The organism is Hymenobacter sp. HDW8, assembly GCF_011305775.1.
Lineage (GTDB): Bacteria > Bacteroidota > Bacteroidia > Cytophagales > Hymenobacteraceae > Hymenobacter > Hymenobacter radiodurans.
Window position 1 is genome coordinate 33,986 of record NZ_CP049908.1, and the last position, 25,871, is coordinate 59,856.

The 25,871-nt window shown below is 59.1% G+C and carries 31 protein-coding genes; 9 read left to right on the top strand and 22 right to left on the bottom strand.

Annotation, left to right across the window (positions count from 1 at the left end; translation table 11 throughout):
* Window positions 1-58 precede the first annotated feature (58 nt).
* The 7 genes from G7064_RS20210 to G7064_RS20235 form a co-directional block, all read right to left on the bottom strand.
* Window positions 59-1,276, bottom strand: a complete 1,218-nt coding sequence (locus tag G7064_RS20210) for an efflux RND transporter periplasmic adaptor subunit (RefSeq protein ID WP_166075239.1) — start codon at window positions 1,274-1,276, stop codon at window positions 59-61.
* 19 nt (window positions 1,277-1,295) lie between these two features.
* Window positions 1,296-2,717, bottom strand: coding sequence for a TolC family protein (locus G7064_RS20215; RefSeq protein ID WP_166075240.1), 1,422 nt, complete (start codon window positions 2,715-2,717; stop codon window positions 1,296-1,298).
* Between the two features lie 224 nt (window positions 2,718-2,941).
* Window positions 2,942-3,247 (bottom strand): lipid-A-disaccharide synthase N-terminal domain-containing protein, encoded by a 306-nt coding sequence (locus G7064_RS22565; protein WP_240935912.1) that lies wholly within the window; start codon window positions 3,245-3,247, stop codon window positions 2,942-2,944.
* Window positions 3,248-3,250: 3 nt separating this feature from the next.
* Entirely contained in the window at window positions 3,251-3,610 is a 360-nt protein-coding gene (locus tag G7064_RS22570; RefSeq protein WP_240935913.1) for a lipid-A-disaccharide synthase N-terminal domain-containing protein, read from the bottom strand.
* Between the two features lie 189 nt (window positions 3,611-3,799).
* A complete protein-coding gene (locus G7064_RS20225) occupies window positions 3,800-4,630 on the bottom strand; it encodes a sensor histidine kinase (protein ID WP_166075241.1) in 831 nt (276 codons plus the stop codon).
* The gene (locus tag G7064_RS20230; RefSeq protein WP_166075242.1) at window positions 4,618-5,052 is read right to left on the bottom strand and encodes a hypothetical protein; all 435 of its coding nucleotides are present in this window, start codon (window positions 5,050-5,052) and stop codon (window positions 4,618-4,620) included. The genes G7064_RS20225 and G7064_RS20230 overlap by 13 nt, the downstream gene beginning before the upstream one ends.
* Window positions 5,049-5,726, bottom strand: coding sequence for a response regulator transcription factor (locus tag G7064_RS20235; RefSeq protein ID WP_166075243.1), 678 nt, complete (start codon window positions 5,724-5,726; stop codon window positions 5,049-5,051). Before G7064_RS20235 ends, G7064_RS20230 begins: the two co-directional genes overlap by 4 nt.
* Window positions 5,727-5,911: 185 nt before the next feature.
* Here G7064_RS20235 and G7064_RS20240 point away from each other — a divergent pair, with 185 nt between their 5' ends.
* Together G7064_RS20240 and G7064_RS20245 are read left to right on the top strand one after the other, a co-directional pair.
* Window positions 5,912-6,874: a GDP-mannose 4,6-dehydratase gene (locus tag G7064_RS20240; protein WP_166075244.1), complete on the top strand. Its 963-nt coding sequence runs from the start codon at window positions 5,912-5,914 to the stop codon at window positions 6,872-6,874.
* Window positions 6,875-7,016: 142 nt separating this feature from the next.
* Entirely contained in the window at window positions 7,017-8,621 is a 1,605-nt protein-coding gene (locus G7064_RS20245) for an ArnT family glycosyltransferase (protein WP_166075245.1), read from the top strand.
* A gap of 24 nt (window positions 8,622-8,645) precedes the next feature.
* Here the strand turns inward: G7064_RS20245 and G7064_RS20250 are convergent, their stop codons facing one another.
* Window positions 8,646-9,785: a DUF6268 family outer membrane beta-barrel protein gene (locus G7064_RS20250; RefSeq protein WP_166075246.1), complete on the bottom strand. Its 1,140-nt coding sequence runs from the start codon at window positions 9,783-9,785 to the stop codon at window positions 8,646-8,648.
* An 86-nt stretch (window positions 9,786-9,871) separates the two neighbouring features.
* Entirely contained in the window at window positions 9,872-10,207 is a 336-nt protein-coding gene (locus tag G7064_RS20255; RefSeq protein ID WP_133271107.1) for a hypothetical protein, read from the bottom strand.
* Window positions 10,208-10,761: 554 nt separating this feature from the next.
* Between G7064_RS20255 and G7064_RS20260 the strand changes: the two genes are divergently transcribed.
* From G7064_RS20260 to G7064_RS20285, 6 genes are all read left to right on the top strand, one after another.
* Complete coding sequence (locus G7064_RS20260; RefSeq protein WP_133271108.1) at window positions 10,762-10,974, top strand: hypothetical protein; 213 nt, start codon at window positions 10,762-10,764, stop codon at window positions 10,972-10,974.
* Window positions 10,975-11,872: 898 nt separating this feature from the next.
* Window positions 11,873-12,160: a hypothetical protein gene (locus G7064_RS20265; RefSeq protein ID WP_166075247.1), complete on the top strand. Its 288-nt coding sequence runs from the start codon at window positions 11,873-11,875 to the stop codon at window positions 12,158-12,160.
* Window positions 12,161-12,601: a hypothetical protein gene (locus G7064_RS20270; RefSeq protein ID WP_133271110.1), complete on the top strand. Its 441-nt coding sequence runs from the start codon at window positions 12,161-12,163 to the stop codon at window positions 12,599-12,601. It begins immediately after the preceding gene.
* Window positions 12,580-13,131: a sensor histidine kinase gene (locus G7064_RS20275; RefSeq protein WP_133271111.1), complete on the top strand. Its 552-nt coding sequence runs from the start codon at window positions 12,580-12,582 to the stop codon at window positions 13,129-13,131. The genes G7064_RS20270 and G7064_RS20275 overlap by 22 nt, the downstream gene beginning before the upstream one ends.
* A 243-nt stretch (window positions 13,132-13,374) precedes the next feature.
* Window positions 13,375-13,911, top strand: a complete 537-nt coding sequence (locus G7064_RS20280) for a GNAT family N-acetyltransferase (RefSeq protein ID WP_133271112.1) — start codon at window positions 13,375-13,377, stop codon at window positions 13,909-13,911.
* Between the two features lie 435 nt (window positions 13,912-14,346).
* Window positions 14,347-14,622: a hypothetical protein gene (locus G7064_RS20285; protein ID WP_133271113.1), complete on the top strand. Its 276-nt coding sequence runs from the start codon at window positions 14,347-14,349 to the stop codon at window positions 14,620-14,622.
* A 35-nt stretch (window positions 14,623-14,657) separates the two neighbouring features.
* Here G7064_RS20285 and G7064_RS20290 read toward each other — a convergent pair whose 3' ends face one another.
* The 12 genes from G7064_RS20290 to G7064_RS20340 form a co-directional block, all read right to left on the bottom strand.
* On the bottom strand, window positions 14,658-15,062 hold the full coding sequence (locus tag G7064_RS20290) for a hypothetical protein (RefSeq protein ID WP_133271114.1): 405 nt from the start codon (window positions 15,060-15,062) through the stop codon (window positions 14,658-14,660).
* Window positions 15,063-15,202: 140 nt separating this feature from the next.
* A complete protein-coding gene (locus G7064_RS20295; RefSeq protein ID WP_133271115.1) occupies window positions 15,203-15,868 on the bottom strand; it encodes a hypothetical protein in 666 nt (221 codons plus the stop codon).
* 45 nt (window positions 15,869-15,913) lie between these two features.
* Window positions 15,914-16,156, bottom strand: a complete 243-nt coding sequence (locus tag G7064_RS20300) for a hypothetical protein (RefSeq protein ID WP_133271116.1) — start codon at window positions 16,154-16,156, stop codon at window positions 15,914-15,916.
* Window positions 16,157-16,486: 330 nt separating this feature from the next.
* Window positions 16,487-16,951 (bottom strand): DUF6756 family protein, encoded by a 465-nt coding sequence (locus G7064_RS20305; protein WP_133271118.1) that lies wholly within the window; start codon window positions 16,949-16,951, stop codon window positions 16,487-16,489.
* A gap of 248 nt (window positions 16,952-17,199) precedes the next feature.
* Window positions 17,200-17,448 carry a DUF6122 family protein gene (locus G7064_RS22575; RefSeq protein WP_133271119.1) on the bottom strand — a complete coding sequence of 83 codons (249 nt, stop codon included), beginning with the start codon at window positions 17,446-17,448 and terminating at the stop codon, window positions 17,200-17,202.
* A gap of 58 nt (window positions 17,449-17,506) precedes the next feature.
* Complete coding sequence (locus G7064_RS20310) at window positions 17,507-18,133, bottom strand: DUF2911 domain-containing protein (protein ID WP_133271120.1); 627 nt, start codon at window positions 18,131-18,133, stop codon at window positions 17,507-17,509.
* Window positions 18,133-18,924, bottom strand: a complete 792-nt coding sequence (locus G7064_RS20315) for a DUF6503 family protein (RefSeq protein WP_133271121.1) — start codon at window positions 18,922-18,924, stop codon at window positions 18,133-18,135. Before G7064_RS20315 ends, G7064_RS20310 begins: the two co-directional genes overlap by 1 nt.
* A gap of 587 nt (window positions 18,925-19,511) precedes the next feature.
* Complete coding sequence (locus tag G7064_RS23155; RefSeq protein ID WP_317128344.1) at window positions 19,512-20,222, bottom strand: DUF6122 family protein; 711 nt, start codon at window positions 20,220-20,222, stop codon at window positions 19,512-19,514.
* Between the two features lie 101 nt (window positions 20,223-20,323).
* The gene (locus G7064_RS20325; protein ID WP_166075248.1) at window positions 20,324-22,702 is read right to left on the bottom strand and encodes a multicopper oxidase domain-containing protein; all 2,379 of its coding nucleotides are present in this window, start codon (window positions 22,700-22,702) and stop codon (window positions 20,324-20,326) included.
* Window positions 22,703-22,708: 6 nt separating this feature from the next.
* Window positions 22,709-23,827, bottom strand: coding sequence for a DUF2231 domain-containing protein (locus G7064_RS20330; RefSeq protein ID WP_133271123.1), 1,119 nt, complete (start codon window positions 23,825-23,827; stop codon window positions 22,709-22,711).
* A gap of 580 nt (window positions 23,828-24,407) precedes the next feature.
* Window positions 24,408-24,680, bottom strand: a complete 273-nt coding sequence (locus tag G7064_RS20335) for a glutaredoxin (RefSeq protein WP_133271125.1) — start codon at window positions 24,678-24,680, stop codon at window positions 24,408-24,410.
* A 54-nt stretch (window positions 24,681-24,734) separates the two neighbouring features.
* Window positions 24,735-25,127, bottom strand: a complete 393-nt coding sequence (locus G7064_RS20340; protein WP_133271126.1) for a metal-sensing transcriptional repressor — start codon at window positions 25,125-25,127, stop codon at window positions 24,735-24,737.
* Between the two features lie 74 nt (window positions 25,128-25,201).
* Between G7064_RS20340 and G7064_RS20345 the strand changes: the two genes are divergently transcribed.
* A complete protein-coding gene (locus G7064_RS20345; protein ID WP_133271127.1) occupies window positions 25,202-25,462 on the top strand; it encodes a hypothetical protein in 261 nt (86 codons plus the stop codon).
* A gap of 80 nt (window positions 25,463-25,542) precedes the next feature.
* Here the strand turns inward: G7064_RS20345 and G7064_RS20350 are convergent, their stop codons facing one another.
* Window positions 25,543-25,749, bottom strand: a complete 207-nt coding sequence (locus tag G7064_RS20350; protein ID WP_133271128.1) for a heavy-metal-associated domain-containing protein — start codon at window positions 25,747-25,749, stop codon at window positions 25,543-25,545.
* Window positions 25,750-25,871: the final 122 nt, after the last annotated feature.

A 25,871-nucleotide genomic window follows, 5' to 3' on the forward strand; every position in this document is an offset into this window, starting at 1 on the left:
GGAAAAAACTCCACTGAAGCTTTTACCCACGCCGCCATTCGCGCACGCAACCACAGGGTTAATGGCTGCCGCCAAATTCGGTTCCGAACAACTCCGCCGCGCCGTCGGTCACAACCTCCGCGCCGGCTTTTACGCCCCGCGAGATGACGATTTGGTCCCCCACCGCCCGCTGCACTTCCACCCGCTGGCGGGTGTACTGCCGGGGCTTGGTGCGCACGTATACCCACTGCCCGCCCGAGGCGTCGTAGAGCAGCGCCGCCGCCGGAATGGTCAGCGCCGGCGTACTGGCTGCCGCTCCCGTAGCCCCGTTCGTGGCGCCGCCGGCCGCGTTGCCCAGCCTCACGTCCACGGCCACCCGCTCGCCGGGCCGGAACGCCTCGTCGGAGTTGTCAATTTCGTAAAACACGTCGGCCGTGGCCGTCCCGGCCGTGCCCCCGAGGGTGGGCGCTTCCACCGGCCGGGCCTGGCGGGGGGCACCCCCGTTCAGGGGCCGCACGGTCACGGATTGCTCCTTGCCCAGCCGGCGCAGGTCGCCCACAAACAGCGGCACGCGTACCCAAACCTTCGTAAGGGACGCTAACTCCACTAATACCGTGTTGGCTGTTACCACTGAGCCAGGCGCTACTGTCACGCGCTGCACCACCCCGCTCAGGGGCGCTTTGATCGGCAAGGCTTGTCCACCACCAACGCTACCGTTCAGCGCGCTCTGGCGGGCGCGGGCATCGGCCAGGGCCCGTTGGGCCAAGGCCACGTCGGCGCGGGCATCGTCGCGGGCGCGCACGCTGCCGGCGCGGTCGGCCAGCAGCTCCTCGGCCCGCTGCAGGCGGGCCTGGGCTACCTGTAGCTGCGTGCGGGCCTGATCCGTGCCCTGGTCCAGGGTGAGCAGGTCGCGCTCGGCGGGCAGCGGCACCAGCTGGTAGAGGGTCTGACCCTGCCGCACGCGCTGGCCGGCCGTGATCGTGGCACCCCCGCGCAGCGTGCCCTGCACGGGCGCCACGATGGTAACGGCCTGGCCCGGCACGGCTTGAATCTCGCCGCCTACCTCGCGGGTGGCCTGCACGTTATCCGTTTTGATGGCCACGGTTTTAATGCCCAGCCGCTGTTCCGCCTGCTCGGTGATGGTCACGGTGGTCAGGTCCGATTCCTTGACCGGGTTGGCGATCTCGGAAGGGCTGACATGCTTAACGGCTTCTTCTTTGACACAAGCAGTGACTAGGCCGAGCAGGCCAGCCAGCGCCACGGCGCGGGAAGCAACAAAAAGAGGGAATACGGGCATAGGAGAGGACAATTAGAGATTAAAACCGGCCGCCCACGGCGTAGCGTAGCCGGGCCAGGGCGCGGCGCTGGTCGGCGCGGGCGTCGGCGACGCGCTGACGAGCGTCGAGCAATTGGCGGGTGGTTTCAGCCACCTGCACGTAGGGAAAGTCGCCGTTGATGAAGGCGCTGGTCGAGCGGCGCAGCGCGTCCTGCAGGCTGGGCAGGTAGCTGCGCTCCCACAGGGCTACGCTCTGCGCAGCCTGCTCGTACTGGGCATAGGCTTCACGTACGTCCAGGTTCACGGTCTGGCGCAAGGCCAGGTACTGCCAGGACGCCTGCTCCAGTTCGGCTTTCACCCGGGAGATGCGGCCTTGGTTGCGGTTAAAAATGGGCAGACCGATGGCCGCGCCCGGCCCTAGGTGCACCGGATTGGGGTCGTTGAGGCGGGCGTTGAGCGAGAGCACGAAGGAAAACACCCGGCTCCGCTCCCACCGCAGCCGCTTGCCGATGCCCTCAATACCGATGCGGGCGGCCCACAGGTCGGGCCGGGCGGCGTAGGCCGAATCCAGCAGCACGGGCAGTGGTGGCACCGTGGTAGCCGCCGCAGGGGCCGCCGTGAACCGCACGGAGTCGGCATTTACCGAATCCAGCCCCAAGGTGGCCAGCAGACGCAGGCGAGCCACTTGGGCGTCGCGGCGGGCGCGGTAGTAATCATCCACCGCGCGCAAGGAGTCGGCACTGGGGGCCACCGTTTCCAACTCACTGGCTTCGCCCACGCGGTAGCGGGCGCGCACAATGCGCGCCACTTCGGCCCGCATGGCAATGCCCTCGCGGGCGATGCGCAGCCGCTCGTCGGCCAGGGTGATGTCGATGTAGCTCACCTGAGCGTCGCGGCTCACCAGCAGCCCGCGGGTCACCAGGCTTTCGGCCACGCGCTGGGTTTCGAGCTGGGCCGCCCCCACCCGGCCGGGGCGCTGCCAGAGCAGGTCGGAGGCAAAGTTCAGGGCCAGAAACACGGGGGAGGTGCCGTAGGCCGTTACTCCCGAGAGCACGGGGTTTGCGAGCAGGCCGGCATCCTGCAGGTCAGCCTGCGCCAGAGCCAGCGCACTTAGGTCGGCCTGGAAGGCGGGGTTGCGCGTTAGGGCCAGGTTCACGGTTTCGTCCTCGCTCAGGCCGTCCTGCAGGTTGGGCAGCGCAGGAGCCGGGGCGCGGGCCGTGCGGGCCGCGCCCAGCTCGTAGCCGGCCCGGGCCCGCAGGCGCTGGGCCACGTGCTCACGGGTGTAGGTGGACTTGGTGCCGGCGCAGCCCGTCAGCAGCAGGGGCAGCGCCAACAGCCAGAGGCCGCGCCAGCGGGGTGAGGTAACCAGGGGAACAGGGGTTTGATTCAGGGAGGTAACGGTCACGGCAACGGGTAGTGGGGCATCGGAAAAAGAACGTGCAACGGCTGCATCGCGGGGCATGAAATAGGACTACTAATGAAGGTGGCAGGTTAGAATTAATTTTAATGCCATTTTAATCTCAGTGAAGTAGCACTATAGGCAGAGGTAGTGGATGCAGGAAGCGGCAGTACGCACAAGGTTAGGCGGCGTTTCTGAAGCAAATCTGTAGGGGCCCTAGAGGCATCTTAAACACCGCTTTAACCCGAAAAAAAGCCTGAACAATCGCACCCTCATTGCCTCGTTCGTCATTGCTCTATTTCCTCCACCCGCAGCCCTTTGATCTCCCGACGCAGCAGCACCACGTTGCGGGCATACACCACGATGCCCGGTACATTACCCAAAATCAGCACGTAATCCACGGGGCGGCGCAGCACGGCGTAAGCCAGAATAAGAGCCGAGCCAATAAGGCTAACCAGCCAGAAGCTCAGCGGCAGCACCGACTCGCCCTTGCGCTCGGAGTATAGCCACTGGTATACGAAGCGCAGCAGAAAGATGGTCTGGCCCACGGCCCCTAGCGCCAGCACCCCACCCGGAATCCGGGTAGTGAGCATCGTTTACAGACTAAAAAACGAGGTGCCGGCCACAAACCAGCCAATAGCAGCTAGCGGGAACGTGTAAGCGCCCGCCCGGAAAGCGCCGTGGAGCTTGCCCCATTCGCCCAGCAGCTGCAGGTTGCGGATATAGATAGCGTAGCTGATCAGTTGAGCCGCCAGAATAATGGGGTCGTGGCGCATCATGCCGTACAGGATCATCAGCAACGAGGACACCAAGCTGATTTGCCAGAACAGCACGGGCACCAGCACCCGCTTGGCCCGCTCGCTCTCAATCCACTGCAGAATAATGCGGCTCGAAAACAGCAGCTGCGCCATAAACCCGAGGCCCAAGGCAGCGGTTTGGGTGCTCACTAGCGCCATTGGTCCAGGCAGTTAGTAGCCCGAACAGCAACCGGTAGCAGGGAGAGAGCAAGCCAGGCGGTAAGGGACGCTAGACGTCGGCGTAAAAGAAACATTGTTTATTTCTTATAGTGCGCGTGAAACCTGCGCGCCGGCCCCGACGCCCGGACCCAACCCTTGGACCCAACCCCGGTTGATTCGCTTAGCAGCTTAAAAAACAACGCGTAGTGTGTGCAGGGCCTGCTCGGGGGCGTACGCATAGTGAATGTCAAAACCGTATAACTCGCCGATGCGCTGCACAATAGAGAGGCCCAGTCCCGGCGAATCGGAGGCCATATTATGCTTGCGAAAGCGCTCGAAAAATTGCGCCGGCTGCTCCTTTGCGCGTAAAGCCGGACCCGTGTTGGTTATTTCCAACTCCGTAGCCGTGAGCAGAACGCGCAGTAGCCCGCCCTCATGATTGTGGCGGATGGCATTGTGTAGCAGGTTGCTGACCAAGGAATCGACCAGAGCGGGGTGGAGCGGAAGCGCTGGCACGGCGGTTAGCGATACTTCCAAGCGCAAGCGCTTGGCGTGTATAAAATCTTCCAGCTGGTGCAGTTTCTCGCGCAGCACCTCCTCCAGGCGGACGGGCTCGGCGGCGACAAATTGCCGGTTTTCGATTTTGCTCAGCAGCGTCAGGCTCTGGTGCAGCCGGGTGAGCCGCTGGGTAGCCGTGTACAGGTCACGAATCAGCGGCGCCGCGGCGGCCGGTAAATCCGGGAGTTGGAGCAGCTGCTCGAGTTTGGCCTGCATGATGGCCAGCGGCGTCCGCGTTTCGTGGGCCGCGTTCTCGGTGAACTCTTTGAGCGTGGTGTAGTCGTTGGCCACGCGCTGGCTCATGCTGGTAAGCGCGCGGTTGAGCTGCGTGAATTCCTCGATGCGGGTATCGGGCAGGTGCAGAACCTGGTGGTGCCGCACGTCATAGCCTTGCAGTTGGTGCAGGGTGCGCTCAAACGGGGCCCAGAGGCGGCGGGCCAGCCAGCGGTTCAGCACCACCATGCCCCCAGCAGCGCACCTAACACCCCTACTAAGAGCAGCAGTATAAGCTGCCGCACATCCTTGGTTTCCAGCAAGGATTTACTCAGGGAGACCCACTGGACGCGGCCATCTAGGGTGAGCGGAAAAGTTAGTTGCCGGTAAGGCTCCAGCTCATTCTCCAGGGGCTCCAAGAGCAGTACGTCACGCAGGCCCGTGGGCTGGGGCGTGGCGCTGACGCTTGTGCGCCCTTCAAAGGGGGTATTGGGCAGCTTGCCGGTACGCTGCACGGCCCTCGTGAGGTACTCCCGCTGCTGAAACAGGCGCTCTTCTACTTCTTCCCGAAGCGCCCACAGCACACCCACGTACAGCAGCACGCTGCCCACCGTGAACAGTAAGCCCGCGAGCAGCAGGTAATAGCGGTTGGTGGCGGCCAGCAGTTTCATTCGGCGCTCAGCTTGTAGCCCATTCCATAAATGGTGCGGATATAATCGCCTGCTCCTTTCTCCTGCAGCTTTTTGCGCAGGTTCTTCAGGTGGGTATAGATAAAATCAAACGAGTCGGCCGCGTCCGCCGCGTCGCCCCAGACGTGCTCGGCAATCGATTCCTTGGTCAGGACGCGACCAGGGTGAGCTAGTAGATACAGTAATAGGTCATACTCCTTCCGCGTCAGGGCCACGGGCTCGCCCTTTACCAGTACCTGGCCCTGGTCGGGGAAAACGGTTAATTCCTGAAACAGGATGTGGCGGTTGCCCTGAAAGTTGCGCCGCCGAATAATAGCTCGGAGGCGGGCACTGAGCTCGGACAGGTGAAAGGGCTTAGCTAGGTAGTCATCGGCGCCCAGCTCCAAGCCCAGAACTTTATCATCCAAGGCATCGCGGGCGGATACGACCAGCACGCCGGCGGGGGAGCTATCGGCTTTGAGCGTGCGCAGTAAGTTCAGGCCGTTGCCGTCGGGCAGCGTTAGGTCGAGCAGCACGCAGTCGTACTGGTAGAGCTTGATCTTTTCGTGGGCCTGCGCGTAGTTGGCTGCCAGCTCAATCACGTACCCGTCCTGGCGCAGGTAGTCGGCCAGGGAAGTGCGCAGGGTGGGCTCATCTTCCACAATCAGAATTTTCACAATAGCAGGGCTTAGGGGAAAGGCGAAAAGTAGCGAACGAATCTGAAGACTTTCTGAACCCACTGCTCTACTGCCTCCGGATACATTCTCTTGGTGGCCTAGCTACAGATATTCTTCAGAATCGGCCGTCACCTTCGCCCCCTCATTGCCGGTGTTAGTTTTTAGTCGAGTATCCCTCTTTGCTTATGCCTTCGGTTTTGGTTACGGGTTGCGCCGGCTTTATTGGGTCCCACCTGTGTGAGCGGCTGTTGGCCGACGGCTATCAGGTCGTGGGCCTGGACAATTTTGATCCGTTTTATGCCCGCTCCCTGAAAGAGGCGAACCTGGGGGGCTTTTTGGCGCATCCCCGGTTTCGCTTCCACGAGCTGGACCTACGCGCCGGCCCTGACGCGTTGACCCACGCCCTGGGCCAGACGACCGTAGAGGTGGTGGTGCACCTGGCGGCCAAAGCTGGTGTGGGCCCCTCGGTGCGCGAGCCAGCCGCTTACCTGGAGAACAACGTGCTGGGCACTACCCACCTGCTGGAATGGATGCGGCTGCAGGGGATCGGTAAGCTGTTTTTTGCGTCCTCGTCCTCCGTGTACGGCAATTCGCCCCAGCGGCCCTTTCGGGAGGATCAGTCGTTACTGCAGGCGTGTATCTCCCCCTACGCGGCTTCCAAGCTGGCCGGCGAGCAGCTGACCTATACCTACCACCACCTCTACGGACTGAGCGTGCTCAACGCGCGCTTTTTTACCGTCTTTGGCCCCCGCCAACGGCCCGATCTGGCCATCCACAAGTTTGTACGCCTGCTGCGAGCGGGTGAGCCAATACCCGTATTCGGCGACGGGACCACGGCCCGCGACTACACCTTTGTGCTCGATACGGTCGAGGGCATTACGCGGGGCGTCGCTTATCTGCTGCGGGAGCCGATAGGTTATGAAACAGTCAATCTGGGCAACAGCCACCCCATCCCACTGCTGGAACTGATTCAAGCCGTGGGTGAGGCGGTGGGAATTGCCCCCCAGCTGGTGTTCCAGCCCCTGCAGGCCGGCGACGTAGACGTGACCTACGCCGACAGCCGCAAGGCCCGCCAGCTGCTGGGCTACGCACCCCAAACCACCCTGACCGAGGGCCTGAAGCAGTTTGTAGAGTGGCTGACCCGATGAAACGCACCAGGCTTCTGCTCCCTCCTCGACCGCGCGGCGCGGTCCGTGCCGTCCGCTCACTAGCCGTGGCTTCTGCTTTCCCGCTCCCGATTCGCGGGCTTCGCCCCTGGTCCTGCTGGTGGTGTGTCTGTTCAGCTGCTTTGTGCACCTGGGGGCCCCGGAGGCCAGCCTCATGGAGACGCGCAATTTTACGGCCGCCCGCGAAATGGCCGCCGGCGGCTCCTGGCTGTTGCCCACCATGAACGGCGAGCTGCGGCTGGCCAAGCCGCCGCTGCCCACCTGGGCCGTGGCGGCGGTGATGCGCGTGACGGGAACGACGGACAACCTCGGGGTACTGCGCCTGCCGGCCGCCCTGATGGCCACCCTGCTGGTCTTCTTCTTCTGGCAGCTCGCTCAGGAGCTCACCACCGAGCTGCCCGGCGACGCGGAAGCGCCGGGCCGCACCGCCTGGCTCGCGGCCCTGATTTTGGCCAGTAGCCTGCTGCTGCTCACCGTGGGCCGCGATGGGCAGTGGGATATCTTCTCGAACAGCTTCTTGGTCGGGGCCTTATGGGTGCTCGTGCGGGGCTGGCGGCAGCGTGCTCCGGGCTACGGGTGGTTTGCACTGGGGGGCTTATTCCTGGGGCTCAGTATCCTGAGTAAAGGACCCGTGGCCCTGTACAGCCTGCTGCTCCCCTTTCTGGGCTGCTTGCTCTCGCCCCTATCGCGCTGGCGGGCCACGGTCCGCACCCAATGGCGCGGGGGGCTCGTAGCCATGGGGGTAGCGCTCTTGGTTGGGGCGGCGTGGCCGCTCTATGTATTATACCATGTGGCGCCGGAGGCGCTACGCGTCGCCCAGCTAGAGGTGGCGGCGTGGTCGGATCGCCACGTCAAGTCCCTCTGGTACTATGGGCAGCTGCCGGTGTTCACGGGCGTCTGGGTGATGGTGGCCCTGGCCGCGGTCCTGGTGCCCTATAGCCAGCCCCGCCTTCAGCGCTATGTGCCGGTGGCGTTCACCCTGGGCTGGCTCGTCACCACCTTGGTGTTGCTGAGCGTGGTGCCCGAAAAGAAAACGCGCTACATGCTACCCCTGCTCCTGCCGCTGGTGTTACTGATGGGGGGACTCCTGCGGTACTGGGAGGTTTTGTTTCGCACGCAGGTCGTGCCGCGAGCTGACCGGTTGGTGCTCAGAAGTTGGGCGAGCGTGCTGGCGGTGGTGTGCGTACTCGTACCGGCGGCCATGACGTTCTTCCCGCTACCTGGCTTCGATGGGCACAGTGTCCGCTTCTGGGTCGCCGTGCCCGCGTTCGGATTACTCGGGGCCCTGGCGCTATTCTATGGCTTCCGCCGCCCCCACCCGGGCCGATTAAGTGGGATCTCCATCATGCTGCTCGCGCTGGTGGTCACGCTCCTCCTGCCCGCGTACCCGGTGTGGGAAGGGCGAGACAAGGCTGGCCTGCGGCGCTTAGCGCAGGTGCGCCACCATCCCGGCCTGCCCCAGCTGCCCTGGTATAGCCTCCAGGAGGTGCCCATCAAGCAGGTGTGGCAGGCGGGGCGCTCCATTCCCCAGTTACAGCCGGAGTGGCGGGCCGTTCCCCACCACCCGATCGTCGTGTTTTCGCTCTCGCCGGTCGCCCCCCAGCTGCCGCTTTTCTGGCAACGGCAGGTGCACGTGCAGCTGGTAGATAGTTTTTACACGGGCCGTACCCGCGAAGCCGGGCGCTGGCTGGTATCTATTGTGGAGCCCAACGCGACCCCTACCCACTAGGTAACTTCTGGGGCCTGCGGGGGCTTATGGGCTGGTCGTTTTCTTCAAGAACTTACGCGGGGGCACCAGGAATATTTCCACGCTGGCATACGGGGCGCCGCCCAGCGTATTGTCGATAATACGCGGGCGGGGGCTGCCGCGCAACAGACTAAAGCCCTTGTTGCCCTCTTCATCCAGCGCGTTGAACGAGGCATTGTAGCGGTAGCCCGCTTCCAGGCCCAGCCACACGAAATCATAAATTTCCCGCTCCAGCCGCACCCGGGGCTTGAGCTCAGTCTGGCGCAGAATCAGGGTTTGCAGGCCATTCTGCAGCGGCTCGCGCAGCTTGATGTTGTAGTTATAGCCGTCCACGGTATAGCCCGCGAACAGCAGGGTGGTGGGTGACAGGTTGTAGCGCACCGACACGCGCGCTGGAAACAGCGACTCCACGCCCCAGTGGTTGTTCCAGGTCCGGTTGTACAAGATCACGGGGTAGATGCTCTGCCGCCCAAACGTGTAGCCTAGCTGCGCGCCCACGCCCCAGGCGAAGGTAGGGGACCGTTTCCAGCCGTAAATAAACTCCGCCGACACCTTCAGATAGTCGGATACCGACAGCTCGCTGGAGGTATAATCGCCATTTAACTCGCCCTTCACCCGCGCGATGTACCAGTGGACCTGATCAACCGGCCGAATAGCGGCCAGTTGGGCCCCCAGCACCTTTAGGCCCTTGTCTTCCAGGTCGCGGTAAAACGTGGAGGCGTTGGGGTTCTTAAACTGAAACTCCTCCCGGTCATAGTTCACGCCCAGAATCAGCTTGAGATGCGGGTGGTTGATCAGGGGCGCATAGGCCTTGATAAAGGCGCGGGCATTTTTCGTGACGGTGGTCGTCGCCCGGGCTTCGGGGTTCTGGTCCCGCAGCTTCGTGCTAATAGAGAAGTTGCTGAGCCGTTCGTAGTGCGCCACGACGCCCTTGCTCGGGCCGCTGCCCAAGACCGAAGGCACCGCGAATTCCTGGCTTTGCCCGACCTGGTTGGCCGCCGCCGTATCGGTGGCGAGGGGAGCAGGAGGCGGGTACACCGGGGTGCGCGGCGGCTGGACTTGCGCGCCCGCAGGCAGACTTAGTAGGCAGACAAGGCTGATCACAGCAAGTTGCCCGCAGCGAACAGGAAGAGCAAGGGGTCGCATAGCCGGGAAAAAGGGGTTAGAAGAAAAGCTAGGGTGGGCTGTGTTGAGCCCAGCCCAGCCAAATAGGTTCTACGCGGGTGTGCGGGTTAGTGGTCGACCACTAACCCGCTAGCTCGGGTGAAGGAATAGGCGCGTGTTTCGCCCCTGGGGCTGGTTAGGTGCAGCCGGAAGAAGCGCTTGTTGCCGGTTTCTACCAAGCGCAGCTGCCGGACCTGATACGATGGATACTGGTGCTGCTGCGCATCCCACAACGCTGGCGGAACGTCGAGGTCCTCTACTTCCAGTTCCGTTTCTGCGATCACGCCGCCGCGCGTCACCTGGCTCCGCATCGGAATCGTCCGCCAGCGAAAAGTGGCGGTCAGACCCGTTGGCGTCGTCTGCCAGTGCAGCTTCTCCAGCGGCCCCTGGAACCGTTGATGCAAGGCCTGTTGCGCAGCTTTCGGCACGAGGACGGATGCTGAGGTGGGTGACTGCCGGTGGGTTGAGGGCGGGTCCGCGTCGCACCCTGCCAACCCCGCCGCGAAACTGATTAGTCCCCAGGCGAGGCCCGTGGTACAACAAGAAAGCTTCTGCAAAACAAGGAATTGTTAAGTAAGCATGGGGTGCGCCAGCGCGCTAAGGAGCTGCCATAGTACCCTTCAATTCTGTCGTAAATCTGTGCTTCGGCGTCCAAAAGCCGCAGTAGATCTTTTTTCCATGTTGAACGGCTACCAGCAGTCCGGTCGTTGCGGGCGCCGTCCTTTTAGAAGCCGTGAATGTGGCAGCCACGGCCGGCTTCCAGGGGGCCGCACGGGCGTCCGCATCCACCCCGATGCTGCCTAAGCCGCAGTAACACCGCTCATCCGGGGCCCACTGCTTTCGTTAAGGTACTCAGGTAGGTAGCTGTAGCTGACCCTAACAATCCTAAAATTAGGTAGACTACGTATAGGAGGCTCATGCGTAGTGCTCCTTTCTGTTCGATGATCTGCTTACTTGGATGGTAACTCAACAAGCCTCCGTCTTAGCGCTACTTGGCATTGGGGCCGCTATTGTCGTGATCAACCGCCTGCTTTATCGGGGGCACACCCCGCCCCGCCAGTGCTGCAAGCCAGGCGAAAGCCAGCAACCCTGCCCCCAGCCGCCGTTGACCCTCCCCCACCAGCAGCTTCCCTTTCCCTTGATGCGGTCCGGCAATCTGATACCGACGTAAGGGCACCAGTGCCCTAGACTTGGGCGCTACGCCCGCAGATCCGGTCGCTAAGGGTTGGCATAAGTCTGGCGCTAGACAAGGATAAGGTCCGATAAGCCGGCCTTATCAGTACGGACTGTTGACGCTGCACAGGTGTGCAACGAGCGTTCAACAACTGTTCAGCCTCCCGTATAGGGACCGAAAAGACCCTGTGGCTGTTGCAAAAGTCGGTCAGTGGGCGGAAACCAGGTTATTCGTGCCTCCATACGCCACCAGTTAGGGGCGCTACCAAGCCTTTTCGCCTCTTACTAGTGATTGATGCGACCGAGTAGATTCACTAGAGGGGGTTTTGCAACAGTCACGGCCATTACGTTAACTACGATTCCCAGAATCCAGACGGCTTGCTGCTGGAAGTTCCTTCTTGCTTTCGTCTAGTCGAAGGGAATCATTAATTAGGAAGCGTCTATGCTTCGTTCTCCTCGGCTGTCGCGTATAGCCACTGGGAAGGCCGAGATCCCGGCTGTACCTTTGCCTCGCTTCGCTCTTTCGTGCCTCTGCTTATGCTCCCTGCCCCCTGGTTGACAGCTGATCCCTCCGCTCCTTTCGACCTGCTGCAAACGGTGCTGGACGTCTCGCTCACGGGCATCGGTGTGCTACGCCCCATTTATGACACCACCAGCGAACTGGTCGACTTCACGATTGAGTACCTCAATCCCCCTGCCCAGCGCATGATGGGCCTGCCGGAGCAGCCGGGAGGGCGGCTGCTCACCCATTTTCCGCATACCCTCGCCGCCGGCATTTTCGACTACTACCGGCGCGCGTACCAAGACGGGGCCCCGACCGGCACCAAGTCAACTACCAAGCGGACGGCCTCGACAACTACTTCCACATTGTGGCCCAGCGCAGCGGCGAGCGGCTGGTGGTCAGCTTTACCGATACCAGCGACCAAGACCGGAGCCAGGTCGAGCAGGCCTTGCGCGAGAGCCAGGCCCGGGAGCAGGCGGCCCGCGCCGAAGCCGAGGCCCAGCGGCAGCGCCTGCACGACATTCTGATGCAGATGCCGGCGCAAGTGGCCCTCAACCGGGGGCCCGACCACGTGTACGCCCTCGTTAACCCGCGCTACCAGCAGCAGTTTCCCGCGCGCGTGGTGCAGGGCCAGCCCGTGCGCCAGGCCCTGCCGGAGCTGGCCGGGCAGCAGTTTTTTTAGTTGCTCGACCAGGTGTACCAGACCGGCGAGCCGTTCTACGGCCGCGCCATGCCCGCCGCCGTGGATTATGCCAACGCCGGCCAGCCGGAAGTACGCTACTTCGACGTGTTCTTTCAGGCCCTGCGCGACGCCCAGGGCCGCATCGACGGCGTCCTGAACTTCGCCTACGACGTGAGCGAGCAGGTGGAGGCCCGCCAGCAGGTGCAGGCCCTGAACGAGGAGCTGGCCGTGGCCAACCAGGCGCTGCAGGCCCGCAACGCGGAATTGCGGAACAGCAACCAGCAACTGCTGCGCACCAACATGGACCTGGACAACTTCGTCTACACGGCCTCCCATGACCTGAAGGCCCCATCGCCAACCTCGAAGGCCTGCTCACCTCCCTGCGCCAGGAGCTGCCCGCCCCGGCCGAAGGCAGCGCCGTGGCCGTCCTATTGGAGCTGATGCAGGACTCCATCGCGCGCTTCACCCATACCCTGGCTTTGCTCACCGACATCACCAAGCTGCAGGATTCCTTCCGTGAAACGGCGGCCCCCGTCGCCGTGGCCCCGCTCATTGAAGCCGTGCGCCTGGACCTAGCTAGCCTGCAGCAGCAGGTGGGCGGCCAGCTGCGGGTGGACGTGGCGGCCACGCCCACCATCACGTTCGCGGAGAAAAACCTGCGTTCCGTCCTGTATAACCTGCTCAGCAATGCCTTCAAGTACCATGACCCCACCCGGCCCGCCCAGGTCACGGTCCGCAGCCGGGTGGAAACCGAGTACGTGGTGTTAGAAGTGCAGGACAATGGCCTGGGCCTGGATTTGAGCGGCGAGTACCAGTTGTTTGGCTTATTCCGCCGCTACCACACCCACGTGGAAGGCTCGGGCGTGGGCCTGCACATGGTCAAGAAGCTGGTGGAAAACGGGGGCGGCAAAATCGAAGTCGCCAGCATGCTGGGCCAGGGCTCGACCTTTTCCATCTACTTCCCGCGCTAACCGGCGGTCGGCCACCCCATGCCGTTCCCGGCCGGGCCCTGCTGGCCGGCTATTGCTCCGCGACGACCTGACGACCCTATTTTAGGACCGATACGACCCTTTATTCTTATCGGTCCTTATGTAGCCATCTTTACAACTTGTAGCAGGTCGTTTGCAGTACCTAAAAGCGCTTGCACCTCCTCGAAACCACCATTTTGCTTTCCCTCACGATCGATTCCCCCAAAAGCGCTTAGTTAGGAAAAAATGACGGGCAAAAGGTTTACACCGTTTCCAGTGTTGAAAACCGGACGGCTGACATTGCGGCAACTCAGACGCAGCGATGACCAGGAAATATTGGCTTTGCGTTCGAACGAGCACGTGAACAAATACCTGGACAGGCGACCCAGCAAATCAATTGACGAGGCCAGGACCTTCATCCACACCATTAACGAAAATGTCCAACGCGACGATTTAATTTATTGGGCTATTACGCTGAGCGGGGCTGACAACGTAATGGGAACGGTCTGCTTGTTTAACTTTTCGGACAACGCTTCGAAGGCAGAAATTGGGTATGAATTATTACCGGACTGTCAGGGAAAAGGGTTTATGCACGAAGCGATTGCAGCGGTAATTCACTTTGGGTTTCAACAGGTCGGACTACAGGCAATAGAAGCCTATACCCACTTCGAAAACCACCGTTCTACCAGCGTTTTGGAGAAATTCCATTTTAAGAGCGACCGTGCGGCCGCCGAAAACGTCACGCTGTTCAACTTGACCCATAATGGCTGGAAGAAAGAATAACGGACCGCCAATCATGTAGTTGTAAGACCCGGTGCGCCACCGCCACCCCCTGGCCTCCACCGCTTACTGTAATTTTCCCACATGTTCTATGCGGACCCTCCTGTCCGTGAACGCCTGGCAGTTGGCCGGCACCAAGTGCCAGCCGGCCGCTGTAGGGCCAGGGGAGTGTACGAAACTCGTCTGCGAATCCACGTGTACGAAGTACTCCGAAAAAACGAGTTTCGTAAACGCCCCTATGGGAGCCTAGTCCCCGCCAAAGTACCACGGTTTGAGGCCAGAGACAACAGGGCCAAAACCGCACTTATTCTAAGACAGCTCTTATAACCTATCTTATGTTAAGAAAGGATTCCGCGAAACCCGCCAAGCTGACAGATGCGCCTTTTCTGCCTTTTGTCTAACTAGCGTACCTTTCACAAATGCAACCCAAGCGCCATTATGGGACTAGACATTTACTGGCAGGCAGGACAAAAGAAACAATACCTCGGTAGCTTGGCAATTGATACTCCCTTGGAGGACTTACTCTATGCGTATGGGCAAACCACGGGTATTCCGGTTGATCCCTATGGCAAGGCCCGCTTATACCTTACCCAGTGGCAAAAGTTAATCGAGATGGCCCAGCAACGGGGCTACCCAACTAACGCGTTGCAGGAGATACAAGCGGGCGTATCATCTCCGGAAACAGAAGGGTTTTTGATTCTGCTGGGCGATTGAGTTAACGCAGAAGATGAACTAACGCTTTTGCTTAATTATACTTCGCGAATACAGAGGTAACGGTCCCCTGGCGAATGCCCTTCAAAATAGGCTACTTTGCCCGCGATGAAGGAGATAAGCGTCGTGGAGCTATCCCCTACGATCGTGTCCAGCGCTTCGCTGATTGTCATCGTTTGCTCATGCAACGGTGCGTAAGCCGACAGCACATAACAGGTGGTCAGCTTATACCGGGCAAGGGCTTGGTTTACGAAAGCAATATCCTGCTGCTTGCTTCCTTTGGCTAGTTTGACGCAGTAGCGCTCATCGAATTCTCGGGGTAAGGCATCCATCCCCCGAAGCAAGTTATCACTCGGCTTGGCCCGGTTCACCTGGTCCAACCATTGCTTCTTGGAATGCTTGTTCAGAAAGGATTCCAGGAACAGGTAAAGGTGTTGATTCATACGTAGCAAATTGCATGAAATAGTGATAGCAACCGCTGCTCTCACACCAATACAAAATTTAAGAAGTCACTTATCATAATGGCCATTATACGACGGCAAACCTATCCTCTTGATCAAACCCGTTGCGGCTCGGTACCTGGTCAATCATAGATGTAATACTGCCAGTGCGGGGCACCGGCGGAAGAGAGCGTGGACAGCTCGCCTTGCGCCCGGTGATGGTCGCTCGGGTCATAGGCCACTACTTCAAAGTTAAAGCCTAACAACACGTTCTGGGCGAAGGTGAGCTGGAAGCAGTCCGGATGCGTCTCATACGCATAACCTGCGATGCCCATCACGCCGGGACTAGGAAGCTGGGGTAAGTAGCGCGGACTTAGTTCGGTTAAGTGAACCGGATAGCGCTGGTGCTTTGCCTGGTAGGTTGCCAACGCAGCCAACAGCGGCGCACTGCGGGTGATGGCTCTGCTTCTGCTCCACGAACGAAGCACTTGGGCACTGCCGATACTATGCACGAATAGCATCACGGGTAGGGTACACACGAGCAGTGGGTAAAAGCCAAGGCGCGTGGCCTTAGCTTGCCGCCGCTGGTGCCACAGCCATAGCAAGCCGACGGGCACGAGGAGCAGGCAGGGCAAGCTTAGGAGCTGAAAAACACTAAAGAGGGCATTCGTCGCTTGGCTAAAGGCACTGGGACCGGGCAAAAACGGGGACAGGATTAGCATCGCGGTAAGCAGATGAATGACGAGCAAGCGGATGGCATCGCCTGTTGTCAGGCCGAAATGCCTTTTGTCCTGCATAACTAAGTTCATAGATGCTCTTTTTAACATAACGTTACCTTCTAAGACCGATGAAGTCTAGCGGGTTTTTCGCGGACGCATCCATAGTTGGGTAATAGAATCACCCCGGATCAGATAGAAGTTGTTGTCCTCGCCCGGGGCAGGAATGGATATAGCCTCTAATGCTACCGAATCCTGCCACAGAACCCGGATGCACTTTGCTAGAAAAGGCACCCGCGCGAATACAGTATCCAGGTTAGGCGTCTCCCGCAGTTGGGTGCGAAAAACGGAGGCATTGACCAAGGTGTCCTCGTAATCCACATTGGCTCCTCTGCGAATGTCGTTCTCTAAACTAAAAAATTCTTCTTGCCTATAGATTGCTAGACGATAGCCGGCTACTAAACCTACAAGTGCAGCACCAAGGCTACACCCAACGGCGACATAAATCGTTCTTTTCATAGTAAGATCTTGAGAGGCATAATTAGACCTTAACGAAGATCTTCCTTCGTTAAGATCGAACTTATGTTCGCAGAAATATCGCTTGACATAATCGGAGTTATAGGCAAGGTCTGGGAATAGTGGTAGATACCATTCAACTTTTCAGCTGACGCAATGCATAACTTTACTGCGATAGCCTCGGCATTTATCCACTTAGCTTATAGGCGAAAGCAGCGGGCGCATCTTGGCCATCATGCTTCCTGCACCAAGCAGAACGTCATGGTCTGTTTCGCACAATAGCCACGCATACTTTTTAGAGACGAGATAATACTCAAAGGCGTAATGTTCTTGAATCAGAAGCTGGATGGCTCGGACAGTGCCTTCAAAGAGCCAGAACTTCGTGTCACACGCTACGAACCATACCTTCTCCGAGTCCTCAACGAGGCTCGGTAAAACCTTATAAGCCTGCCCATTCGCAAAGGGCACTTGGCAGTACGGTTTTTTTAGGTTATCCCAAGACCAAGAATAGGAAGTACTAGATTCGGATTGGATAAAAAAGGTGGTTTTTATCCGGTGCATAATAGCAGGCCAAGAATGAATACCAACGGCAGCAAACTCCGCCTCGGCTATACCCAAGTGACGCGCGAGTTGAAGCAAATCGTTTTTGAATTCAGTCATGGCAGTCCCCTAGTAAAGGCGGAAAAGATACCGTCTTTCGCTGTAATTCCAGCGGAAAGGTGGATTGCTACTCTTAGGATAGGGACCGATAAGAATAAAGGGTCTTATCAGTCCTTATCGCGGGTAGTTGATCAGGGCTTACGCATCAAACCTAGCGAAGTGCCTTTGCGGCGCTAGTGCCGTTTTCCAATCAGCTATAGCATTCAGGTTTTCGAACTCAGTATGCTCTCACAAGCTAGAAAAGAAGTCTAGAATTTTTGATGCGTACGCCCTGGTCCATACACTGGGATAAGCCAGTATTGGTGCAGCAGGTGATACCCTACGCTGCACCGGTTGGGATCAACAATTGGATTGGCCAGCAGGTGGTCTAAGTCTATCAGGATCCCTGCCAGCAGCAACAAGGTGGCTCGCTTGAATATTGACTGATAGAACAACCACGCAATAGCCATTGGAACAACCACCTGCAGCACCCTATGTAAAAGGAAAGCGCCGCTCATGCCAGTACTTTTGCCTATCTAGGAAAGGAACTCTAACTGTTTGCCCTTGCCACAATACTTAGTAGAAGTTCGTGCTTACTGGCAAGGAAACTTGGACTTTCTCCCAAGAAATGGTGATTGCTCCTTCTTCGGTAGTAGTAGCATGTATCTCGTACTTAAGTCTTTCCTGGTGTTGATCAAGCGTTTTCGGCTTTACCTTTACCCGCAGAACGTCTTTTTTCTGATCATAGTCATCTGCCAGGTGTTGCTCATAATCTTTGTTCAGGATGATGGTCCACTCTTCTCTCCCCGGTATAGTGAATAAGGCATAAGTACCTGCTGCCACTTCCTTTCCGTCAATTTTTACTGCCTTATCAAACTTGACAGCAGTTGCTTTGTGTGCCCCAGTCACCCATACTTGGTCAAATGCTACTAGTCCGCCCCAGATTGTCCGATCTTTCACACCCGGTGAGTGATAGTTAATCTGCACGTTGGCCTTGCCTATCTTTCCGTTGGTTTCTGACGGAATACTTTTCTTGATGGTATCTGGCTGAGATTCCGTAGAGGCAGAGATTTGTTCCTTATCATCTGCTTTTGTAGTCAGCTTGGCCTGGGTTTCATCTCTGTGTTGGCTGGGATTGTTACAGCTTACAACTGCTACAACTGCCAAAGCACCTGCTAATAGGTTTAAATAGGTTGTCTTCATTATTTGTTGATGGTTACCAAAATATTCTCCAGGTGAATGTCGGAAAGTTTTTTAAGGCTCTCGGTTAGAAAAGCTTTGTCCAAGTGTTCCAGCGAAGCGGTGTCAGACAGGGGTTCAAAATTTATATAATCCTGAAACACCACGCCGTTGATTTCCCTGTCGTTAAAAGCTTCCCTGAACCGCAGCCCTCCTCCATTGACTTTATAGCTATAGGCCAGATAGTGTACTTTATATGTTTGGGGGTGTATCCAATACACAAACTCATCATCAAAATCAATTCCTCCCCCTTCCGGGTTGAACGTTACCTTAATTTTATGGAAAGGAATATTTTTCAGCATAAACTGCCCCAGGTACTGTTTGTGGACAGAGGCATCGTTCAGACCATAAGGCAATAAGGCAAAATAGATAACAGAGTTTACAGAGTTTGAGTAGGCCAGTTTTTTATCTTCTGACAGGTCAATCCTTTTGCCATTCACTTCACGGTAAAAGCCGTTGTTCTGCAGTACGTCCTTCACATGGCCAGAAGAATCTCTAAAAGCTCTTGTATAGGTAAAAAAGCCATCATTTCTAAAAGCTGTATACTGCCTTTCTCTGAAGGTGAAGCGAACCAAGATTTTATCAAACAATTTGCCGCCGTGCGCTTTTATAGATAAGTCTACCACCTCCTGGGCTTTGCTTTTAGCCTTTATGGAAACGGGTATTTTATCGACTCCCTTCTGGCACGAAAGAACCGCGACTGCGTGTATTACAGCCAAAAAAAATTTACAACCTCGAAACCAATTATTTCTCATAAAATCAGCTAATCATTTTTTTTATTTTTCTAAATTCCCTTTCCTTTTGCAAGGAGAAGGCAATGAAACATCGAAAATGTAACCCCTAGAAAACCATATTCATCCTTGACACCGAAAAAGCTTTTAAAGCAAGTTTCCCAAGTTGCCTCGCCTTTATAATCCAAAATGTGCAGCATCCACAGGAACTCATACAATCTCTATTGGTTGAGCCGAATGGCCATCCCATTCAAACTTCATTAGGTTTGAAAAATCTATATTATCAGTCCTTAACTGATAAATAGCAGGTTGTGATAAGACTTCCTAATTGCTACCTATAATCCCAGGTTGAGGAGCTGTCATTTTAAGCAGGTTTTGGGATACTACATGACCGGCGTCCCTCCAATGCGTCTTCGAAATGGACGAGTCTATTGTTAGTGCCATTGTATCTGCCAGGATTAGGGAAACAGCCAGCGACACTTTCTGAGGGATTACAAAGAGAAAAAGAGGAGCCGGTAACAAGCGTGGGCTCCTCCTTTTCTCTTTGTTGCCTGACTTCCGGAATGACTGTTAAAGTACTGCCTCCATTCAAGCCTTTCTTCTGTTCTAACCTACTCAACCACCTCCCGGCCCAGAAGCTTCCGCACCCAGTTGCGCAAGGCATAAATACGGGAGTTGAGGTAGCACTCGCGGCAGTGGCTGAAGTTCCACAAGCAGTCCACCGTATCCGTGAACAGGTGGAACAGCAGCCCCACAGCCACCATTTGCGTCGCCGGCAGCAGCAGCAGTAGCGCATACACCGGGATGGCATAGAAGGAGTGCAGCGGGTGATACCCGATGCTGCAGCGCAACGGGTCGAAGATGGGTTTGGCTAGTAGGTGGTCCAAGTCAATGAGCATTGTAGCCAACATAATCAGGTAAGCGGTTTGCCACATCACGGGGAAAAACACCAGCGCCAATACGACCGGGAAAACAAAGTGCAGGCTATAGTGCACCAGCGTCTGGGCGCGGAATAACTGGGGGGAGGCGTACTGGCGGGGCCCGCGCGGGGCCACCGGCCGGGTAGCGCTGCTCACGGTATCCCCGGGCGTTGCTCTGGCATACCGGCGGCCCGGCTCGCCCGCTGGCTCTTTTTTCGCTCTGCGCACGTGGTCCCCCGTGTCCGCGACTTGGGGCCGCCCTTCCGCCTTTACCCGCCTGGGCAGGGTGGTGGGCTGCTCCTGGACGGTGACGGCCGTCGTCGTGTCGACGCGCGGTACTGGCCGCGGGGGTGGTACCCGCCCGTATGTAAAAACGTAGGGACGATAGCGGAGGACCGGCAACCGGTCACTACCAGCACCAGGCCGGTAGCGATGGATAGGATGAGGCGGACAACAGGCAAGGGCAGCATTGGACTACAATAGGCCGGATTAGTAGTGAATGGTCAGGCCGGCCCCCACTTGTAGTCGCTGTCGTAGTTGGTGCTCAACGACACGTACTTGCTGACCATGTAGCGAAAGGTAAGGTTGTACTCCCGGTCCGTGTTCACCAGCAGGTCAGCGAATAAGTTGTTGCTCAGAGGCAGGTCCGTGCGTTCCAGCTGCAGGCGCACCTGGCCGTTGCTGTCCAGGCGCAGCTCCGAGCGCACGAGCAGGGGTAGTAGGTAATAGGCTCCCACGTCGAATACCCGTCGGTTGTTTTTGGTGTTGCGTTCGCCTTCCGCGAGCAGCGTGCGGTTGTTGCGGTAGTCGAAGCCGACGAACGCGGCGAGAAACTGCCGGTTGTCGAGGTAGCGCAGCAGGTGGGTTTCGGTTTCGAAGTTGCCCTGGTAGTTCACCCGGCCCTCGAACTCCAGCGCGTGGCGGTTGTTGGAGAGGGTGCTTTCTAGAAAAGTGCCTTGCGAGTGCGCCATCAGGTCGGCCCATAGGTAGGGCCGGTTGTCTTCCTTTTTCAGTTCCTTGTAGTCGGTGCGGGCGTACTCGTTCTGCGGACTTCCCTCGTAGCTGATGACGCGGGCCATGCCAGCCATCATGTGGTAGAGGATGTGGCAGTGGAAAAACCAGTCCTGCTCCTCGTTGGCGTCGAACTCGATGGTGACCTTGCCCATGGACTGAATGTCGAAGGTGTGCTTCATGGGCGAGTAGGCGCCCTGGGCGTTGACGAGCCGAAAAAAGTGCCCGTGCAGGTGCAGGGGGTGGCGCATCATGGTGGTGTTGGTGAAGGTCATGCGCACGTTCTCGCCCTTGCGGATGGGAATCTTGTCGGCCTGCGACAGGGTCTTGTTGTCGAACGACCACACGTAGCGCAGCATGTTGCCGGTCAGGGTCAGGTTTATTTCCCGCCACTGCTTGGTGGAATCGAGCGTGGTAGGGTTGAGAGCCCGGAGCATATTGTAATTGAAGTCGCCGGCGCTGCCGCTCATGCCGGCCATGCCGCCCATGTCCATGCCCGACATGCCGCCCATGTCCTGCATGCTGCCCATGCTTTTACCGGCTTTTTCCTGGGCATTCTCCGGCCGGTTCTGCGGCGAGGGCGCCGTGGTGGCGGGCGGCGCCCCGTGCTGCATGTCCATCCCCGGCATCGGCGAGCCACTGGCTGGCTTCTGGCCCGACATGTCCATGCCTTTCATTTCCCCACCGCCCTGCTGCTTGGTCATGCCGGCGCCGCCCATGTCCATGCCGCTCATGCCCTCCATGCTGTTCATTTCGCGCATCATCTGGAAGTAGTTGATGCGGGGCAGGTCCGGCGCTTTCATCGGCTCGCCCTCCCCGATGTAGGTGGAGGTGTAGCCCGTGATGTCGTTGGCCGTGGCCCGAAACTCGGCCGCGCCCATGGTGGGCACCGTGACCAGCAGGTCGTAGGTCTCGGCCGTGGCAATTTCGAGCTTGTTGACCGGGAAGGGCTCCACGTTGATGCCGTCGGCGGCAATCACCTGCATGGGGCCGCCGGCGTACTGCAGGAAAAAGTACGAGGAGGCGCTGCCGTTGATGACGCGCAGGCGCACTACCTCCCCGGGCTTGGCGTCCTTGAAATACCCTTTTTCCTGCCCGTTGGTCAGAAACTTGTTGTAGTAGATGTCGGTCAGGTCCATGGCCGGCATGCGGCCCCACTCCTGCTTGAGCTTGTCCTTGAAGTAGCCGGCGGCCAGGGCTTCCCCGTAGCTCTGGGTGGCGCCTTTCTGCACGGCAAACCACTCGCCCGTGCGCTTGAGGTAGCGCAGCACCTCCTTGGACTTGTGGTCGGTCCAGTCGGAGAGCACCAGCACATACTCCTTCATCTCGTAGGGAATACGCTTGGGGTGGATGACAATGGAGCCGTAGACGCCGTCCTGCTCCTGCAGCATAGTGTGGGAGTGGTACCAGTAGGTACCGCTCTGAATCAGGGGGAATACAAACGTGTGGGTGCCGCCCGGCTCGACCGGGGCCGTGTTCAGGTAAGGCACGCCGTCCTGCTCGTTAGGCAGCAGCAGGCCGTGCCAGTGAATGGAAGTTTCCATGTGCATCTGGTTGTGCACCCGAATCACGGCGGTGTCGCCCTCGTTGAAGGTGAGCGTGGGGGCCGGAATCTGGCCGTTGATGCCGATGGCCCGGCGGGTGCGGCCGGTGAAGTTGACCAGGCGCTCGTCGACGTATAGGTCATATTCCACCCGCTTGCCCACGTAGCTGCTGCGGGGCGTCACGACTTTGCCTTGTAGCTCGGCGGCCGGGGGTGCGGACTGGGTCAGGTGGGGTTCGGTGCCCTTAGCTATGCGCATGCCGGACATGCTTTGCGCCCAGGCGGGCAAGGTAGCCAGCAGCGCAGCCAGTAGAAAGAGTATTCTCATTGTCAATTAGTTACTGCTTTTGGGTTGGTTGCGCGCCGGGTTGTTGTCCTCGAAGCGAAACTTGTCCAGGGGACTGGGCATCGCCATGCCCGGCATTGTCCCCGCGCCCTTCCCTTCCATTCCCTTCGTATCGCCCATACTAGGCATGGGTTCGCCCTTTTTCATGCCGGGCATGCCCGGCATGTCGTTCATTGGCTGGCGGGTCGTGGCGGGCTTTTGGCCGCCGGCGGGCGGCATGCCGGGCATGTTCTCCATGCCCGGCATCGTACCCATATTGCCCATGGCGGGCTGATTCCGGGGCGTATTTTTAGAGCGGGCAGGACCCATGTCCATGCCCGGCATGTTGCTCATGTCCATCGGTGCGGGCTGTGCTTTACGGCCGGGAGCCGGGGCGGAGGAACGCGGCGTGCTCATCCCGGGCATATTCATCCCCGGCATATCCGCCCTGGCCCCTGGCCGCGGGGCCCCGGCCGCCGGTGCCCGCGAGGGTTGGCCGCCGCGCGGTTGAGGGGGCATGTTCATGCCCTCCATTCCGGGTTGGGCCTGGTTAGGCGAGCCGCTGGCCGACGGGCCCGCGGGCGGCGGGTCGTGCGGTACAGGATCCAGGTGGGGCGCGTCGGTGCCGGGCGACGGCATGTCCATAGCGGGCATAGCTTCCTCCCCGCCGTGGCCGTGGCTTTTATCGAGCAGGTTGCCCTTGGGGCCCACGCCCTCCACGTATACTAACTGGGCACCCCGGTGGCCGGCCACGGAGAGCGCGCCGGCCGCGGCCACGGCCACCACCAGCACCAGCCCTTCGTAGGACCGGCGCTCAATCTTAAAGTATCGGCCTACGCCAGCCAGCAGCAGGGTGATGCCCGATAGCCACAGGGTATAGCCCGCGTACTGCTCGTGGGCGGCGTAGACCGCGGCCGCCCGGGGCGACAAACCAGCCGCCGCCGCGTGGAACACCGTGCTAGCCGCCAGGGCCCCGGCAAAGCCGCCGGCCATGATACCCAGCGTTATCCAGCGCACCGGGGGCCAGTTGCGATACACCAGCAGGCCCTGCAGGGCGGCGGCCAGCATAATCAGAACGATGGGCACGTGCACCACCAAGGGGTGCAGATTGGGAAAATCTGAAAACATAGAGCCGAATGGGATAAGGCTGGTACACGAGAAAACCCCGGCTCACCGCAAGCAGCAGCGCGGGGGACCGTTCCCGGAGGGCGAGGGAGAGAAGCGCTGACCGCCAGTTCTAGCCAAGTGGTCGGTGCTTTTCCTTGTGCTTCCATACGTGGTCAGCTCGCCCCAATGTTTGCATACACAAGGTCGCCCGGTTGCATAATTTCAAGCGCGCCGGACTCGGCTTTGAGCGGCTTTGGTGGGCCGCTAAAAGAAAAACGCCCGGCACAGGGCCGGGCGTTTCATCCAAGCGTGGAGCCGCTTACTTGGCGGCACAGCAGGCGGGCACTCCAGCCAAGGTGCAAGCGGCTGTTCCTTTATCGGGACAGTTTTGCACCAGTGGGCACTCTGGGGTGCCTTTGAGCGGGCAGTCCGTCGTGTTGCTGGGGCTGGCAAAGCCGAACAGGGCCCGCCGGCCAGCAGAACCGCAGAGGTGAGCATCAACACTTTCTGTTTCATACAATAAAGGGTTTGAGTGAGCCGGCCGGATACGGCAGCCAGGCCGATGAGTAAACGCAGGCCGGGCCCTGCAAGGGTGAAGTGGCTAAGCCGCCTGGCCAATTCCAGCGGCCTCCAAGGCTTCCTTGGTGATGGCCCCGGTTTGGCAGCAGGCCAGCAGGGTACCGTTGACGGCCACGGCGGGCAGGCTTTGCACGCCCAGCAGGCGGGCGCGGCGCAGGGCCGGGTTGCCGGCTTCGGTCTCAGTCAGGTTGTGGGTGATGATGTCGCAGCTGCTGCAGGCGGTGCTTTTAACCAACTCGACCACGGGGCTGCACAAGGGGCACCCGGCGGTGAAAACTTCTATAATGCGTTTCATGGAAGGGCGTTGATAAGTAATAGTACAAAGCTCGGCCCGCTCCCCGGGTATCGGTCAAGCGTTACTTCCTGTTTTTTTCTCCCCCTTGGAATTGTGCTGCTCCAGCCGGCCGCCAATCTCGCGCAGCTCCTGCATTTTCTGCGTCAGCTCGGCATTCGTCAGGTTCGGGAACTGCTGCCGCAACTCCTCGATGCGCCCGGCGTCCTGGCAGTTGCCGGGGCAGGCGCTCACCACGTCCACGAGTTGCAGGGCTAAACTTTTGCGAAATACCTCGTCCAGCAGCAGGTGCTCGGCGCTGCCCAGCCCATTGGTCACGGCCTTAAACTGCACCAATATTTGCTCGGGCTCGGTGGCTTCCGCGTCCAGCATTTTGACAATGCCGTGCAGTTGGCCGGCCAGCATGTTCAGGCGGCTTTTCAGGTCGCGGGTGAGATCTTTAGGGAGCATAGTTCACGATTTTCAGCAATAACCACGCCCCTAGGGGTGTCCGTCAAGCAAAAAAAAGAATGCCCAATTCGTGTTTGGACATTCCTTCTCATTCATTAGCGCAGTCACGCTTTGGGTTCACTTACTTGGCGGCGCAACAGGCTGGGGCGCCCGCCATGCAGGCCGGGGTACCGGCCTGCACGCAGTTTTGTACCAGCGGGCAATCGGGGGTGCCCTTCAGTGGGCAGTCAGCCGCAGTGGATGCGGGGCTGGTGAAGCCAAATAGGGCTCCGCCGGAGAGCAGCGCCGCGGCGCCGACCAGCATCATCTTGCGTTTCATCGGTTCTAGTGGTTAAGATGGGCCCGCCGGTACGGCCGCGGGGTAGTTGAAGAAAAGCCACGGTCCGTACGTCGTGGGTAGCACTCAAAAGAGAGTTTAGGCCTTCTCGGCTTTAAAGCCGGCATCTTCCACCAGGGCCAGCACCTGCTCTTCGGTGATGTCGCCGGTCACGGTCAGCACCTTGTTGGGGTTGGCCGTATCGACCTGCCAGGAGGTGATGGCTTTCTCGCCGTTGAGGGTGGGCGTCACGGCTTTAATGCAGCCGCCGCAGTTGATGTTGGTGTTGAATTGGAGCGTTTTCATGGAAGGAATAAGGTAGCGCCCTAGGCGGGCGGGTTCGATATAAGAACACCCAAAACTAGCGCGGGGTGCGCCGGCAGGGGTACAGAATTAAGCTTGGGGCTTGCATGATTTGTAGCCCGCGT